Source organism: Vreelandella gomseomensis, assembly GCF_031451645.1.
Lineage (GTDB): Bacteria > Pseudomonadota > Gammaproteobacteria > Pseudomonadales > Halomonadaceae > Vreelandella > Vreelandella gomseomensis.
Genome location: NZ_JARWAI010000004.1, coordinates 50,086 through 64,799 on the forward strand (window position 1 = coordinate 50,086; position 14,714 = coordinate 64,799).

Below are 14,714 nucleotides of genomic sequence, written 5' to 3' on the forward strand. Positions count from 1 at the left end.
CAACAACATAAGATGTTATTCTTTTGGTTTGACATCGCTTGGCTAGCTCTCTAGACTTCCGCCGCAAATGTAAAGGCGCCGATTTGTACCCAGATTGCGGGCGTCCGCCGAGTGAATGCTTGGTGAAGTGCAGCTAAAAGGGTGTGTCCAGCGTTGATGGCCGCCCGAAAGGGTGGCCTTTTTTTGTTCCCTCCCCTACGCTTGCGCGCTCACCTTCGTCTTCGGCCTATAGAAAAGGCAGACGCCATGATCGAACTGAATAATGTCAGCAAAACTTACGGCACCGGCCGCGACGCCGTTCACGCCCTCAAGGGCGTGAATCTGGCGATCCCCAAAGGGGCCATTCACGGTGTTATCGGCCTGTCCGGCGCGGGCAAGTCGACGCTCATTCGCTGCGTCAACCTGCTTGAGCGACCCACACAGGGCACGGTGACCGTCGATGGACAAGAGATCACACGATTGAGCAACACGGCGCTGAACCAGGCACGCCACCGGATCGGCATGATCTTCCAGCACTTCAACCTGCTTACCACCCGCAGCGTGTTCGATAACGTTGCGCTGCCGCTGGAATTGATGGGCCAACCCAGGCGAGATATTCGTGATCGCGTGAGCCCACTGCTTGAAATGGTCGGCCTGTCCGACAAGGCGGATCAATTTCCGGCCCAGCTGTCCGGCGGCCAGAAGCAGCGCGTGGCGATTGCCCGCGCCCTGGCCAGCAACCCTCGCGTCCTGCTCTGCGATGAGGCCACTTCCGCACTGGACCCGCAGACGACCAGCTCAATCCTGGAACTGCTGCGCGATATCAACCATAAGCTCGGCATCACCATTTTATTGATTACCCATGAAATGGAAGTGGTTAAATCGATCTGCCATCGTGTCGGCCTGATATCCAATGGCGAGCTGGTTGAGGACGCCGTAGTAGGCGATTTCTTTACCGCACCTCGAACCCAATTGGGGCGCAATTTTCTCAACGATTTTCTGCAACTGTCCCCTCCCAAGGAGCTGCTCGAACGCCTCAGCGACAACCCCGACACCAACGCGCACCCGGTCGTGCGGCTTACTTTCTCAGGAGATGCGGTATCCACGCCGCTTATTTCCCGCCTGGCACGGGATTGCGGCGTCGATGTGAGCATTCTGCAGGCCAAGGTGGAATCGATTCAGGAAAGAACGCTTGGCTTGATGATTGCCGAACTGCTGGGCACGTCTGAGCAGACGCAAGCCGCCATGGACTACTTGGCAGACCATCAATTACAGGTAGAGGTATTAGGCTATGTCAAGCGCAATGATTGAGCTTATTATTCAGGCAACGCTCGATACCCTCTACATGGTCGGCATATCAGGATTGATCTCGACATTACTCGGGCTACCGCTGGGCGTGATGCTCTATGTCACACGCCCCAGACAGATTCTGGCCAAGCCATTACTGAACCACGCCCTGGGCATTGTAACCAACGTTGGTCGCTCCATTCCGTTTATTATCTTGATGGTGGCGATTATTCCGTTTACGCGGATGCTGGTGGGCACATCCATCGGCATCAATGCGGCTTCAGTGCCGCTGACCATTGCCGCGATTCCCTTCGTCGCCCGGCTGATCGAAGGCGCCCTCAATGAGCTCTCACCGGGCTTGATCGAGGCTGCCCAGGCCATGGGCGCAACCCCCTGGCAGATCATCACCAAGGTGCTTATCCCCGAAGCGCGGGGCGGCATTATTACCAGCCTTACCATTACGCTGGTAACGCTGGTCAGCTACTCCGCCATGGCAGGCGCTGTTGGCGGCGGCGGACTCGGTGATCTGGGTATCCGCTATGGCTACAACCGATTCAACCCAACCATCATGCTGATCACCGTAGTGGTACTCGTTGTCATGGTACAGGGCTTCCAGAGCCTGGGGGATTACCTGGTGCGCAAAACCGACCGCAAATAACCGCATTGCTTTCCAGTGGACATATAACGAAAAAGCATTAAAATTATCCTTATTATCACCATTCATCAAAACTGACACTCGACAGGAGTTGCCATGAAGACATTAGCCCTCGGCACCATTACCGCACTCGCACTGGCCGTTAGCGCCAGCGCTCAAGCCGCCAGCATCAAGATGGGTACCGTTGCCGGCCCTGAAACCGAAGTCATGGAAGTCGCTGCCCGAATTGCCAAGGAAGAGTACAACCTTGACGTCGAAATTATCGAATTCACTGACTACGTAACGCCCAATGCGGCGCTGGCTGACGGCAGCCTCGATGCCAACGCCTACCAGCACGAGCCCTACATGCAGTCGATGGTCAACGATCGTGGCTACGACTTCGCCATTGCAGGCTACACTTTCGTTTACCCCATCGGCGCCTACTCCGAGAAGTACGACAGCATTGACGAGCTGCCCGAAGGCGCCCAGATTGCGCTGCCCAACGACCCATCCAATGAAGGGCGCGCGCTGATCCTGATGCACAACGAAGGGCTCATCACGCTCAACGACCCCGAAAACCTTGAAGCCACGCCCATCGACATCGCGGAAAACCCCAACGACTATCGCTTCCGCGAGATCGAAGCCGCCCAGCTGCCGCGCGTATTGCCGGATGTGGACATGGCCTTCATCAACAACACCTTCGCACAGCCTGCCGGACTAAGCCTCGACGATGCCTTGATCAAGGAGGGCCCTGAATCGCCCTACGTCAACCTGATCGCGGTCAGAGGCGGCGATGAAGACCGCGAAGAGATCCAGCAGCTGGTAGACGCCTACCAGAGCGAAGAAGTAATCGAAAAAGCCGAAGAACTCTTCGATGGCGCGGCGATACCCGGCTGGAAATAATCCGCCGACACCAAATCGCCATCACGCCCTGGGCCGACAATTGTCGGCCCAGGGCATTTATGACCTAAGAAAATAGGTGCGGAGACGATATGTCACTGGATACCGTGAACTACGCGCGGCTGGAGCGTCAGTTGGAGGCACTGCTGGATGACCGCGACTGGCTGACCAACAGCGCACAAACCTGTGCGTTTATCATGCAGGCGATCCCCCACTTGAACTGGGTAGGCTTTTACCTGCAGCGCACGCCCGAGACGCTTGCGCTGGGGCCCTTTCAGGGCAAGCCCGCCTGCCATCCCATTCCGTTCAGCAAAGGCGTCTGCGGCGCAGCCGCACGGCAGCGCGCCACCCAGCGAGTCGACGACGTGCATCGCATTGACGACCACATCGCCTGCGATGTCGCCTCACGCTCGGAGCTGGTCGTCCCCATCTTGACGGGGGATCAACTATGGGGCGTGCTGGATATCGATAGCCCGCTTGAAGCACGCTTTAGCCACGAAGACCAAACCGGCATTGAAGGTTTACTGCGCATATTTGAACGCCACACCGACCTGCCCCACTGGAAGCACTAGCTCGCAAGTAGGCTAGCTGGCACACACTCACGACAAAAAACGCCCCGTCATAGTGATAACGGGGCGTGATCTGGTAGGACCAGGCGGATTTGAACCGCCGACCTCCACGATGTCAACGTGGCGCTCTAACCAACTGAGCTATGGTCCTGTAAAAAAGGTTGCTACGGCGCCGACATGCGGCATTGGGGATGGTAGGACCAGGCGGATTTGAACCGCCGACCTCCACGATGTCAACGTGGCGCTCTAACCAACTGAGCTATGGTCCTGCCGAGCAACGGATGCGTATTTTACGTTTCCGTCACTGAATTGCAAGCCATTTATCGACTTACCCGAACATTTTCCATCACTATCGGCCTTTTGATCGCCTGGGCGCTATCCCCCGCCTGTAAAACCCGCTGCTACACTGGTATGACGCCTGACCGAAGCCGCACCTAATGGAAAGGAGATCGGCCATGCTCGGCCTATTGCTGGGAAGCATCGCGACCGTCCTGCTGCTTGCAACGTTCATTGCCCGAATCAGACTGCGCTGGTGGTGGATACGCAGCTTTGAGTTTCCCCGCCTGCAGATCGCAAGCGCCGCAGCGCCCTGCCTGCTGGCAGCGCTGTTACTGCCCGTGTCGCCAATGTGGCGAACCATCGCGCTGGTACTCTGTGTCACCGCTGTCGTCATTCAGGCATGCTATATCCTGCCCTGGACGCGCCTTTGGCCCAAGCAGGTGCGCTCGGCCAAGGTGCGCGACGAGCAACGTGACATCACGCTGCTCATTGCCAATGTGCTGACGACCAACCGTCGTGCCTCGGATCTGATCAGGCAGGTTCGCGCCCATCAGCCCGATATCCTGCTGACGCTCGAGTCCGACCAGTGGTGGCAGGATCAGCTCGACCCTGCGCTGGATGCAACATGGCCCTACAGCGTCAAAATCCCCCTCGACAACCTTTATGGCATGCATCTTTACTCGCGCCTGCCGCTGGAAGACACCTCCGTGGAGTGGCTGATCCAGGACGATATTCCCTCCATTCACACCCATGTCAGGCTGCCCGGGGGCGAGGCGATCCGGCTGTTTGCCGTGCATCCTCGGCCCCCGGCCCCGGGTGAAAGCGAGAAGTCACTGTGGCGCGACGCCGAACTGCTATGGATCGGCGAAAGAATCCAGAAAACCCCGGAACCCACCCTGGTTGCCGGCGACCTCAACGACGTTGCCTGGTCGCGCACAACGCGGCGCTTTTGCCGCATCGGCGGCATGCTCGATCCGCGCCGAGGGCGCGGCATGTTCAGCACCTTCCACGCCCACTACCCTATCCTGCGCTGGCCCCTTGATCATATCTTTGTCAGCGAGCACTTCATGCTCGGCAACATGAGCCGGCTGCAAGGCTTTGGCTCGGATCACTTTCCGATACTGGCAACCCTGTGTTACCGGCCCACGCGCAGCGACGAGCATGAGATACCCACAGCCAGCGCCGAAGAACAAAGCGAGGCGCGTCAGACCATCCGCAAGGGGCAGCGCGAAGAGCAGGACTAGTCATTATCGGGCACACCCCCAAGGGTGAGCGCACGTGGGTCAAGTAGCCGCTCAAGCGTGCTGCGATCCATATCGGTGTGCTCCTCGGCCACGTCGATAATCGGCCGCCCGGTCTGATAGGCCTCTTTGGCGATCGCCGCCGCCGCGTTGTAGCCAATGACGCTGTTCAGGGCCGTGACCAGGATTGGATTGCGCGCCAGCGGCGCGTCGATGTTGTCCTCGCGCACCTTGAACGTCGCAATGGCGCGGTCTGCCAGCAGCCGTGTGGTATTGCTCATCAGGGTGATGCTGGTCAACAGGTTGTAGGCGACCAGCGGCAGCATCACGTTGAGCTGAAAATTGCCGCTTTGCCCCGCCACCGTAATGGCCGTATCCAGTCCGATGACTTGTGCGGCGGCCTGGGCGGCCGACTCGGGAATTACCGGGTTGACCTTGCCCGGCATGATCGAACTGCCCGGCTGCAGCGCCTCAAGCTCGATTTCGCCCAGCCCGGCTAACGGGCCCGAGTTCATCCAACGCAGGTCGTTGGCCATTTTCATTACGGTGCAGGCCAGGCCTTTCAGGTGACCCGACAGCTCAACGGCGGCATCCTGCGAGGCAATACTGGCGAAGAAGCTGTCGTTGGGAGTAAACGACAATCCCGTTTGCTCGCTTAGCTGCGCGGCCACCCTGTCGGCAAACCCCTCAGGGGCATTGATGCCAGTGCCTACCGCCGTGCCGCCCTGCGCCAGGCGACACAGCCGTGTCATGCAGCTGTCCAGGCGCTCGATTACCTGCCCAAGCTGACTCGACCAGGCGCCCAACTCCTGATCCATGCGAAGCGGCATAGCGTCCATCAGGTGCGTCCTGCCGGTCTTGACCACATGGGACAACTCGTCGGCCCGCGAATCGATCGTCGCACGTAGATGCACCAATGCGGGGCGGAGCGATTCATGCACGGCGAAGGCGGCGGACACGTGGATCGCGGTGGGGATCACATCGTTGCTCGACTGCCCCATATTGACGTGGTCGTTGGGTAATACCTCAAAGCCGCTTCGGCTCGCAAGCGTCGCAATCACTTCGTTGACGTTCATGTTGCTCGACGTGCCGGAGCCGGTCTGAAACACATCAACCGGAAAATGCGCGTCGTGCTGGCCGTTCATGACTTCTTCGGCGGCCTGCTGAATGGCTTTGGCTCGCGCTTCATCCAGCTCACCCAGGGCCAGATTGGCCTGTGCCGCTGCATGCTTTATCCGCGCAATCGCATGGATAAACGCTACCGGCATCGCGCTATGCGACACGGGAAAGTTATTCACCGCGCGCTGCGTCTGGGCGCCATATAACGCCTCGGCGGGGACGTCCAGCTCCCCCATACTGTCGCGTTCACGGCGCGTATTCATGGTGATCTCCTTATAGACAGCGTAGGTAATTCACGAATGGGGATGGTTGGCCATTGATAGCCAATCGGCGCGACTAACCGCGCGCGCACTGCTAAGCGGTCGGCAGCCCCTTATCAGGCTAGTGCGCCCAGAGTAAAACTCAAGCCAGCTAACGGATTGCTTTCACTCGCTTGTTGCACTGCACAAATCCGCCTGCTATGCTGCATCGCAGTAGATGAGGAAAAGCGTCGATGTCGATGCAAATCACCGGGACGCTTGGCCCTCACTTTTTGTATCACGACATATTAGCAACGCTAATCAGGAGCATTCATCATGAGTACTTTCAACACCAACGAGTGGACACAGCAGTTCGATAATTTCTTCATGGCCCCTGCACGCGCTTACGCTGCGCTGAGCGTCGACATGACGGAAAAAATGTTCAACGCCCAGCTTGACGCGCAAAAAGCCTACGTTGATACCAGCATCGAACAGGCACGCAAGCTGATGAGCGTCAAAGACGCCGAAGAGCTGCGCAGCTACATGGAAGGCCAGCAGAAAGTCGCCAAAGAAGTGGCCGAGCGCCTGAAGAGCGATGCTGACAACGTTGTTTCGCTGCAGCAGGACTTCGTTCAGAAAAGCCAGAAGATTACCGAAGACAACATCAAGCAGGCACAAACCGTTGCCAGCAAGATGGGTAAAACAGCTTAAATGTAACGGCTGAGCGTCACGCTCAGCGCGCAGGCATGACCTAAAGGCCACCAGTCCAACGCTGGTGGCTTTTTTATTACCAGTTCAGGGCAGATTTCACGAACGGGATGGTCAGTTTGCGCTTGGCGGACAGCGATGCCTGATCCAGGGTTTCCAGCGCCCGGCAAAGCGCGCCGAGCTCGCGCGGGCCGCGGTGAAGAATATAGCGACCCACATCGTCGGGCAGCTGCAGGCCTCGCGCGTTGGCGCGCAGCTTGAGTGCCGCCAGCCGATCATCATCGTCCAGCGGATGCAGGTGAAAGGTGGTGCCCCAGCTCAGCCGAGACGCCAGGTCGGGCAGCGCCACATCCAGCTGACGGGGTGGTGCATTTGCCGCAATCACCAAGTGCTTGCCCGCATCCCGCAGTCGATTAAAGGCGTGGAACAGCGCCTCCTCCCAACGCTTGCGGCCGATCACCTGTTCGAGGTCATCAATGCAGACGACGTCGAGCCGCTCGATATCTTCCAGCATCAGCGGTGGAAAGTGTCCCAGCTCGGCCAGCGGCAGGTAGAGCGCCCGCTTATCGCGATCAGTCGCGGCGTGACAGGCAGCCTGGAGCAAATGACTACGCCCGGAGCCGGGCGGCCCCCACAGATAGATGAAGTCCTCACCGGTTTGCGTCCACTGCTGCTGAAGGCGATTCAGCATGGCCGCGTTCGCTTCTCCAGGGTAATAGTTATGAAACGTCGCGTCGTCGCGCAGGCCTACCCCAAGGGGTAGCTGCGCCGGCACCTGGCTCATGAAGACTCCCTATTATCACCGATCGCGGGTACCTCTTCGTTCGGGTGATCGTGTTCATGCTCGGCATTGTACAGATCGCTGCTCTTGTAACGATCCTTGGCTTCGCGCAGCAGCACCATGATGATGGCCGCTGCGGGCAAGGCAAGCAACACCCCCGTCAGGCCGAACAGATTCCCCCCGGCGAGCACCGCGAAAATCACGGCCACCGGGTGGAGCCCTATCTTGTCGCCTAACAGTTTCGGCTGGAGCACCACGCTTTCCGCCACCTGCCCAATCGCGAAAACGGCCACAACGCCCAGCAGCCCCCACCAGGTGCCAAACTGAAAAAGCGCGACAATCAGCGCAATGCACAACCCCAGGATGAAACCAAGAAACGGCACGATACTGACCAGACCCGATACCACGCCGATCAACAGGCCAAAATCGAGTCCCAGCAGGGTCAACCCGCCCGCATAGATAATACCTAGGCACAGCATGACCAGCAGTTGCCCGCGCAGAAATGAGGCCAGCACTTCATCGCAGCGCCGTACCAGGCGACCCACATCGTCCGCCCACTGGCGAGGAATCAGGTTGCCGATATTGGTGATAAGGCGATTCCAGTCCAGCAGCAGGTAGAACGTGACCACGGGAATCAGCGCGACATAGGTAATCCACGACACAAAGGCCATCCCCGAGCGGCCGATCTGACCCAACGCCTGGGCCACATAACCACCGGCATCTCGCCAGTTTTCGACCAGCGTCTCACGCACGTTGACCAGTTCAGCGCGTAGATCATAGCCGGTCCACTCGAACACCTTCGGGGCCAGGGTGTTTTCCCCCCAGGCAAAAATGCCCGGCACGGCTTCACCCAGCTGTTTTGTCTGCTGGATGACCAGTGGAATCAAGATCAGCAGGCTGACCACGAGCACCACCAGCAGCACGCAGAAAACGCTGCTGACGGCGACGGGACGGTTCATCCCCCAGCGCTGGAACTGATTGGCCAGCGGGTCAGCCAGGTAGGCCAGGATCACGCCGGCAATAAACGGCATCAATACCGCGTTGAGCACGTAAACCAGCCCGACCACTGCGGCCAACAGCAGGATACCCCACCATGAATTGCGCATATCGCTCCTTGAACGGCCTCGTTTTTAACCATCTACTATGCCGGATATAAATAAAAACCGCCTGCTTTTGTTCCCGTCAAGCGCTGGCGATGCGAGCCACGCCGCCGAGTGATACAATCCGCTCCAGTTATTGCCTGGCGCTGGCGGCGTTCGCCAGTCTCTCTTGCACTGCACTTTGCTCCATAGGACCTGTCATGACCGAGACCTCCTCTTCGCGCGCCTCTTCGGCCACATCGCTCAGCTATAAAGACGCCGGCGTTGATATTGATGCCGGCAATGCGCTGGTCGATCGCATCAAGCACGTCGCCAAGCGCACGACTCGCCCCGAAGTCATGGGCGGGCTCGGGGGGTTTGGCGCCCTGTGCGAGCTGCCCCAGGGCTACCGCCAGCCGGTTCTGGTCTCCGGCACCGACGGCGTCGGTACCAAGCTGCGCCTGGCGATGATGCTTGGCAAGCATGACACCATTGGAATCGACCTGGTGGCCATGTGCGTCAACGACCTGATCGTGGCCGGGGCCGAGCCGCTACTGTTCCTCGACTACTATGCCACGGGTAAATTAAATGTCGACATTGCCGCCGATGTAGTCACCGGCATCGGCGCCGGTTGCGAACAGGCAGGCTGCGCGCTGGTCGGCGGCGAAACCGCCGAAATGCCCGGTATGTACGAGGGCGATGACTACGACCTGGCCGGCTTCTGCGTGGGGGTGGTGGAAAAGAGCGAGATTCTTGACGGCAGCCGCGTGGGGGAAGGTGACGTGCTGCTTGGCCTCGCCTCCTCCGGCCCGCACTCCAACGGCTATTCACTGATTCGTAAAATCATCGAGCGCAGCGAGGCGCCGCTGGACACCCCGATCGACGGCACGGTGCTGGGCGATGCGCTCATGGCCCCCACGCGCATTTACGTCAAGGCGCTGCTTTCCCTGCTGCGCGACAGCGGCCTCTCGATACACGCCCTGTCGCACATTACCGGCGGCGGGCTGCTCGAGAACATACCCCGCGTACTGCCCGACTCGCTGGCGGCGCGTATCGACACCCAGGCGTGGTCGCGCCCGGCGGTATTTGACTGGCTGCAAACCCAGGGCAACGTCGCCGATACCGAAATGTACCGCGTGCTCAACTGCGGTATCGGCATGGTCGTGGTGGTGCCTGAAGACGAGGCAAGCCAAGCCATGGCTCACCTGGAAGCCCAGGGAGAAACCGTTTATCGCCTGGGGCAGATCGAACCGCGCCAGCAGGATGCCGTGGTACTGGAGAATTTGCCGGCATGAGCAGCACCGACTACAACAGCGACACCATCACCGACATGACCCCGGAGCCCACGGCGCCGCCCCGCGTCGTGGTGCTGATTTCCGGTAGCGGCAGCAATCTACAGGCGCTTATCGACGCCCAGTCTCACGACCGCCTGGGCGGTGAGATTGTCGCGGTCATCGCCAACGAGCCCGACGCCTATGGACTCAAGCGCGCCCGGGACGCCGGGATCGATGCGGTTGCCCTGCCGCACCGCGAGTACGAAAGCCGGGAGGCGTATGACGGCGCGCTCATCAAGGTCATTGAGCGCCATGAACCCGATGTGATCGTGCTCGCCGGCTTCATGCGCATCCTGACGCCACGCTTCGTGCAGCGCTTTCTGGGGCGAATGCTGAACATCCACCCGTCGCTGCTGCCCGCCTATCAAGGTCTCAATACCCACGCCCGCGCGCTTGCCGACCAGGCAACGCGACACGGCTGCAGCGTTCACTTCGTGACCGAAGAGCTGGATGGCGGGCCGGTCGTGTTACAGGCCGAGCTCAAGGTCAGCGCCGACGACAACGTCGAGACCCTGAAGCAGAAAGTCCAGGATCGGGAACATCTTATCTTCCCCATCGCGGTGCAGTGGTTCTTGCAGGGTCGTCTTCAGTATACAGGCGAAGGCGCCACCATGGATGGTCACCGACTGCCGCCCGACGGCATGCGCCTCTCCCACGACGACGCGGCCGAAGAGCTCGACGAATCTGCAAATTAAGCGCTAATGGTGCCGGCATAAAAAAACCGAGCGGTGTAAGCCGCTCGGTTTTTTTGTGGGCATGGGACAGGCGTCAGGTACGCGGCAGGGTAACGCCCCGCTGGCCCATGTACTTGCCGCCCCGATCCTTGTAGGACGTCTCGCACACTTCGTCCGATTCCAGAAACAGCATTTGCGCGACGCCTTCGTTGGCATAGATTTTCGCCGGCAGATTGGTGGTGTTCGAGAACTCGAGTGTAACGTGCCCTTCCCACTCCGGCTCGAGCGGCGTCACGTTGACGATGATACCGCAGCGCGCATAGGTGGATTTGCCCAGGCAAATGGTCAGCACGTTGCGCGGAATACGGAAATATTCCACGGTACGCGCCAGCGCAAACGAGTTGGGCGGGATGACGCACACATCGCCCTTTACATCGACAAAGCTGTTCTCGTCGAAGGACTTGGGGTCGACGATCGCCGAGTGAATATTGGTAAACACCTTGAATTCATCCGAGCAGCGGACGTCGTAGCCATAGCTGGAGGTGCCGAAGGAAATCACGCGCTGCCCGTTCAGGTAACGAACTTGACCGGGCTCGAAGGGCTCGATCATGGCATCGCTTTCGGCCACGCGCCGGATCCACTTATCAGACTTGATACTCATTGGTTACGTCGTCACTCGCTGAAGGAAATAGTGGGTGTTTCCTGACCGTGTCCATCCACGCTTTGCGCCACGCGCTTGGCAATCGCGGCAAAGGTCTGGCTGACGGTGCTATCGGGCTCCGACACCACGCTTGGCCGCCCTGAGTCGGCAAGCTCGCGAATCGATAGCGTCAGTGGCAAGCGGCCGAGCACCTCGGTGTCGTACTCCTCGGCAATACGGTCACCCCCGCCAGCGCCGAAGATGGGCGCTTCGTGGCCACAATTTTCGCAGTGGTAAAGGCTCATGTTCTCAACCACACCAAGTACGGGCACGTTGACCTTGCGGAACATCTCGATGCCCTTGCGCGCGTCGAGCAGGGCAATATCCTGAGGTGTGGTGACAATCACCGCCCCCGCCACCGAGACTTTCTGGGCCAGCGTCAACTGGATATCGCCGGTGCCAGGAGGCATGTCGATAAGCAGAAAGTCCAGGTTATCCCACTGGGTCTGATTCAGCATCTGCTGAAACGCGCCGACTACCATCGGCCCCCGCCAGACCATGGCTTCGCGGGTATTGACCATGAACGCCATGGACATGGCTTGCAGGCCGTGCGCTTCGAGCGGCAGGAACTTGTCATCCCCGGACGCTTGAGGACGCACGCCCTCGGCGACACCCAGCATTTGCGCCTGGCTGGGGCCATAGACATCCGCATCCAGCACGCCGACACGGTAGCCCTGGGCGGACAATGCCAGGGCCAGGTTGACGGTAACGGTTGACTTGCCAACGCCACCCTTGCCCGATGCCACTGCAATAATATGTTTGACGCCTTCCATTTAGAGAGACTCCTCGTCTGGCGCTGAATTGATGAATGGGCAAATCATACTCCTCGCCGACCCAATCATAAACCAACGCCCAAAAAAAGCGGGTGCTGACCGTATCAGCACCCGCTCATCCAGACTATTACGCTTCGCAAGAGTGCTTAGCTGGCTTCATCTTCCTGATTGCCACCTTCGCTGCCAGACGATGCCTCTTCGCTGCTCTGGCTGGCACCTTCTTCGCCACCTCCCTGATTGGTGCTTTCACCGGCATCGTTGGCCGCATTACCGGTACGCGAATCCAGCGTGGAGAGTTCATCACGCCACTCGTTCAACTGTGTTTCCAAGCGTTCCAGCTGCTCTTCACGGGTGGATACCTGGTCTTCAATCTTGGCCAGTTCCTCGCGGCCCATTTCGATGGCGACCATGATATCTTCCATTTCGCTGCGCACATCGTTCAGGCTACTCTCTTCCTCATCGCGCAGCGCTTTCAGCGAATCGACCTCTTCTTGCAGTGCATCGCGCTCGCTGGCAGCGCTGTCACGCGCCTGCAGAACCTCATCGCGCTCTGCTTCGGCGTTGGCGATGTCGTCTTGAAGGCTGGACAAGCGCTCATTCGCCTGCTCGATCTGGGTATTGACTTCATCCAGCGTTTGTCTTGCGGCGTCACGCTCTTCAACCGCCTGCTGACGTTCGTTGGCCGCTTCCTGACGGGCTTCTTCTGCCTCCAGGCGCGCATCTTCAGCGCTCTGATGAGCCTCCTCGGCTTGTTGACGTGCCTGTACAGCTTCCTCGCTGGCCTGCTGTACCCGATCACGCTCTTCGCGCAGCGTTGCTAGCTCGCTTTCCGCGTCGCTGACCTGTTGGTTCAGTTCGTCAACGTTGGTTTGCAGCGAGTCGCGCTCTTCTTGCAGTGAATCAAGCTCCGAGCGGGTATCGCTCAGCTCCTGCCGGGTATCTTCCAGCGCCTGCTGTTCGTCGGCCTGTTGCGCTTCGAGCGCGCTCATGTCTTCCTGCAACGCTGAAAGATTCGCTTCGGCATCGTCGACTTCGCTGAGCTGCTGATTGAGGGCATTATTTTCTTCCTCAACGCTTGCCACCTGCTCTTCAAGGGCCGCCACCCGATCGCGGCTGGTGCCTACGTTCGACTGCGCCATCAGCGCCCAGATCACCGCGATCGCGGTAATCCCGGCCATGCCCTTCACGCGGTTATCGCGGAAAAGTGTCTTCATGTCCGGCTTACTGTTGGTGGGCTGTTGATCGGAATGCTGCTCGTCTGACATATCGCCTCTCCCTTTGATGGTCGCTGCGGGTTGCGCGTGCCGGTGTTGGCTGCGCATTAAGTCAACGGACTGTGAAAAATCACGTTGCTGGCTACCAGCATACACAGCTTAGTGCATCTAGCCAGTTTCACGGGATGACCCAAGCGTTGATTGTTTAACGTTTGGTATCTAATTCGTCAGGCGGGGTGGGATGCTTGCCTTCGCTGAATCCCTTGGCATGGGTCTGGTCGGTGTCAAACCAGGCTAGCTGCGTGTTCAGCGACACGACATGCCCCACGATCAACAAGGTGGGCGGCTTGATAACACCGGCAATAAAAGTGTCAGGCAGCGACTGTAGAGTACCGATATGGGTCTTTTGCTGCTGGGTGGTGCCCTGCTCAATCAAGGCCAGCGGGGTATCCGGCGCCATGCCTTGGGCCATCAGCGCCTGGCTGATCACATCCACGCTGCCCAACCCCATGTAGAACACCAGCGTCTGGCCGGGTCGCGCCAGCGTCTGCCAGTCCAGGTCGCACTCACCGTTCTTGAGGTGGCCGGTAACGAAGCGCACCGATTGGGCATGATCGCGGTGGGTCAGTGGAATGCCGGCATACGCGGCACACCCTGACGCCGCGGTAATACCCGGGATCACCTCGACCGCCACGCCAGCCTCGATCAAGGTTTCAAGCTCCTCCCCTCCGCGGCCAAAGATGAACGGATCCCCTCCCTTGAGGCGCACCACGCGGTTACCCGCCTGGGCCCACTGAACCAGGGCCTGATTGATGCCATCCTGGGGAACGCTATGCGCCGAGCGCGCCTTGCCGACGTAAAACTGCCTGACGCCCGGCGGCAGTAACGCCAGGATCTCGTCGCTGACCAACCGATCATGCAGCACCACGTCGGCCTGCTGCAGGCGATAAAAAGCCTTGAGGGTGAGTAACTCGGGGTCGCCTGGTCCCGCACCGACCAGACTCACCCGTCCCGTGGTGTCAGAGGCACCTGATGTTGACGAACTGAGTGACAAGACAAACCTCAATGGAATAACAGGAGCATTTTATATACGTAAACGTAATATTTTTCAGGCGCATCTACCAGCAAAAATCACGCGTCACCCGCAACTATTCAATTTAAGTCTTTTAAATTCATTGAATATATCGAAAAAATATAAAAACGT

15 protein-coding genes and 2 tRNA genes are annotated in these 14,714 nt (G+C 59.1%); 8 read left to right on the top strand and 9 right to left on the bottom strand.

Annotated elements, in window-relative coordinates; all coding sequences use genetic code 11:
• Positions 1–246: 246 nt before the first annotated feature.
• The 4 genes from QC815_RS06060 to QC815_RS06075 all read left to right on the top strand — a co-directional run bounded on the left by QC815_RS06060 (position 247) and on the right by QC815_RS06075 (position 3,372).
• Positions 247–1,290 (top strand): methionine ABC transporter ATP-binding protein, encoded by a 1,044-nt coding sequence (locus QC815_RS06060; protein WP_309767469.1) that lies wholly within the window; start codon positions 247–249, stop codon positions 1,288–1,290.
• Positions 1,271–1,924, top strand: a complete 654-nt coding sequence (locus QC815_RS06065) for a methionine ABC transporter permease (protein ID WP_309767471.1) — start codon at positions 1,271–1,273, stop codon at positions 1,922–1,924. The genes QC815_RS06060 and QC815_RS06065 overlap by 20 nt, the downstream gene beginning before the upstream one ends.
• 93 nt (positions 1,925–2,017) lie before the next feature.
• Positions 2,018–2,803, top strand: coding sequence for a MetQ/NlpA family ABC transporter substrate-binding protein (locus QC815_RS06070; protein ID WP_309767473.1), 786 nt, complete (start codon positions 2,018–2,020; stop codon positions 2,801–2,803).
• An 89-nt stretch (positions 2,804–2,892) separates the two neighbouring features.
• On the top strand, positions 2,893–3,372 hold the full coding sequence (locus tag QC815_RS06075; protein ID WP_230448425.1) for a GAF domain-containing protein: 480 nt from the start codon (positions 2,893–2,895) through the stop codon (positions 3,370–3,372).
• Between the two features lie 71 nt (positions 3,373–3,443).
• On the opposite strand, the gene QC815_RS06080 is transcribed toward QC815_RS06075, so the two are convergent.
• Together QC815_RS06080 and QC815_RS06085 are read right to left on the bottom strand one after the other, a co-directional pair.
• A tRNA-Val gene (locus QC815_RS06080) sits at positions 3,444–3,520 on the bottom strand.
• A gap of 41 nt (positions 3,521–3,561) precedes the next feature.
• Positions 3,562–3,638, bottom strand: a tRNA-Val gene (locus tag QC815_RS06085).
• A 186-nt stretch (positions 3,639–3,824) separates the two neighbouring features.
• Between QC815_RS06085 and QC815_RS06090 the strand changes: the two genes are divergently transcribed.
• A complete protein-coding gene (locus tag QC815_RS06090; RefSeq protein WP_309767476.1) occupies positions 3,825–4,892 on the top strand; it encodes an endonuclease/exonuclease/phosphatase family protein in 1,068 nt (355 codons plus the stop codon).
• On the opposite strand, the gene QC815_RS06095 is transcribed toward QC815_RS06090, so the two are convergent.
• Positions 4,889–6,271, bottom strand: coding sequence for a class II fumarate hydratase (locus tag QC815_RS06095; RefSeq protein ID WP_309767477.1), 1,383 nt, complete (start codon positions 6,269–6,271; stop codon positions 4,889–4,891). The two genes, QC815_RS06090 and QC815_RS06095, sit on opposite strands and share 4 nt — an antisense overlap.
• Before the next feature lie 312 nt (positions 6,272–6,583).
• Between QC815_RS06095 and QC815_RS06100 the strand changes: the two genes are divergently transcribed.
• Entirely contained in the window at positions 6,584–6,958 is a 375-nt protein-coding gene (locus QC815_RS06100) for a phasin family protein (RefSeq protein ID WP_230448422.1), read from the top strand.
• Between the two features lie 76 nt (positions 6,959–7,034).
• On the opposite strand, the gene hda is transcribed toward QC815_RS06100, so the two are convergent.
• Both hda and QC815_RS06110 read right to left on the bottom strand, forming a co-directional pair.
• The gene (gene hda / locus QC815_RS06105; RefSeq protein ID WP_230448421.1) at positions 7,035–7,739 is read right to left on the bottom strand and encodes a DnaA regulatory inactivator Hda; all 705 of its coding nucleotides are present in this window, start codon (positions 7,737–7,739) and stop codon (positions 7,035–7,037) included.
• Positions 7,736–8,842 carry an AI-2E family transporter gene (locus tag QC815_RS06110; protein ID WP_309767480.1) on the bottom strand — a complete coding sequence of 369 codons (1,107 nt, stop codon included), beginning with the start codon at positions 8,840–8,842 and terminating at the stop codon, positions 7,736–7,738. Before QC815_RS06110 ends, hda begins: the two co-directional genes overlap by 4 nt.
• Before the next feature lie 194 nt (positions 8,843–9,036).
• Here QC815_RS06110 and purM point away from each other — a divergent pair, with 194 nt between their 5' ends.
• Both purM and purN read left to right on the top strand, forming a co-directional pair.
• Entirely contained in the window at positions 9,037–10,110 is a 1,074-nt protein-coding gene (gene purM / locus QC815_RS06115; RefSeq protein ID WP_230448419.1) for a phosphoribosylformylglycinamidine cyclo-ligase, read from the top strand.
• Positions 10,107–10,844, top strand: a complete 738-nt coding sequence (gene purN, locus QC815_RS06120) for a phosphoribosylglycinamide formyltransferase (protein ID WP_309767483.1) — start codon at positions 10,107–10,109, stop codon at positions 10,842–10,844. Before purM ends, purN begins: the two co-directional genes overlap by 4 nt.
• Positions 10,845–10,917: 73 nt before the next feature.
• Here purN and dcd read toward each other — a convergent pair whose 3' ends face one another.
• The 4 genes from dcd to cobA all read right to left on the bottom strand — a co-directional run bounded on the left by dcd (position 10,918) and on the right by cobA (position 14,564).
• Positions 10,918–11,484, bottom strand: a complete 567-nt coding sequence (gene dcd / locus QC815_RS06125) for a dCTP deaminase (RefSeq protein ID WP_230448417.1) — start codon at positions 11,482–11,484, stop codon at positions 10,918–10,920.
• Positions 11,485–11,495: 11 nt separating this feature from the next.
• Positions 11,496–12,296 (bottom strand): iron-sulfur cluster carrier protein ApbC, encoded by an 801-nt coding sequence (gene apbC / locus QC815_RS06130; protein WP_230448416.1) that lies wholly within the window; start codon positions 12,294–12,296, stop codon positions 11,496–11,498.
• Between the two features lie 146 nt (positions 12,297–12,442).
• On the bottom strand, positions 12,443–13,561 hold the full coding sequence (locus tag QC815_RS06135; protein WP_309767487.1) for a coiled-coil domain-containing protein: 1,119 nt from the start codon (positions 13,559–13,561) through the stop codon (positions 12,443–12,445).
• Positions 13,562–13,715: 154 nt separating this feature from the next.
• A complete protein-coding gene (gene cobA, locus QC815_RS06140) occupies positions 13,716–14,564 on the bottom strand; it encodes a uroporphyrinogen-III C-methyltransferase (RefSeq protein ID WP_230448414.1) in 849 nt (282 codons plus the stop codon).
• Positions 14,565–14,714 lie beyond the last annotated feature (150 nt).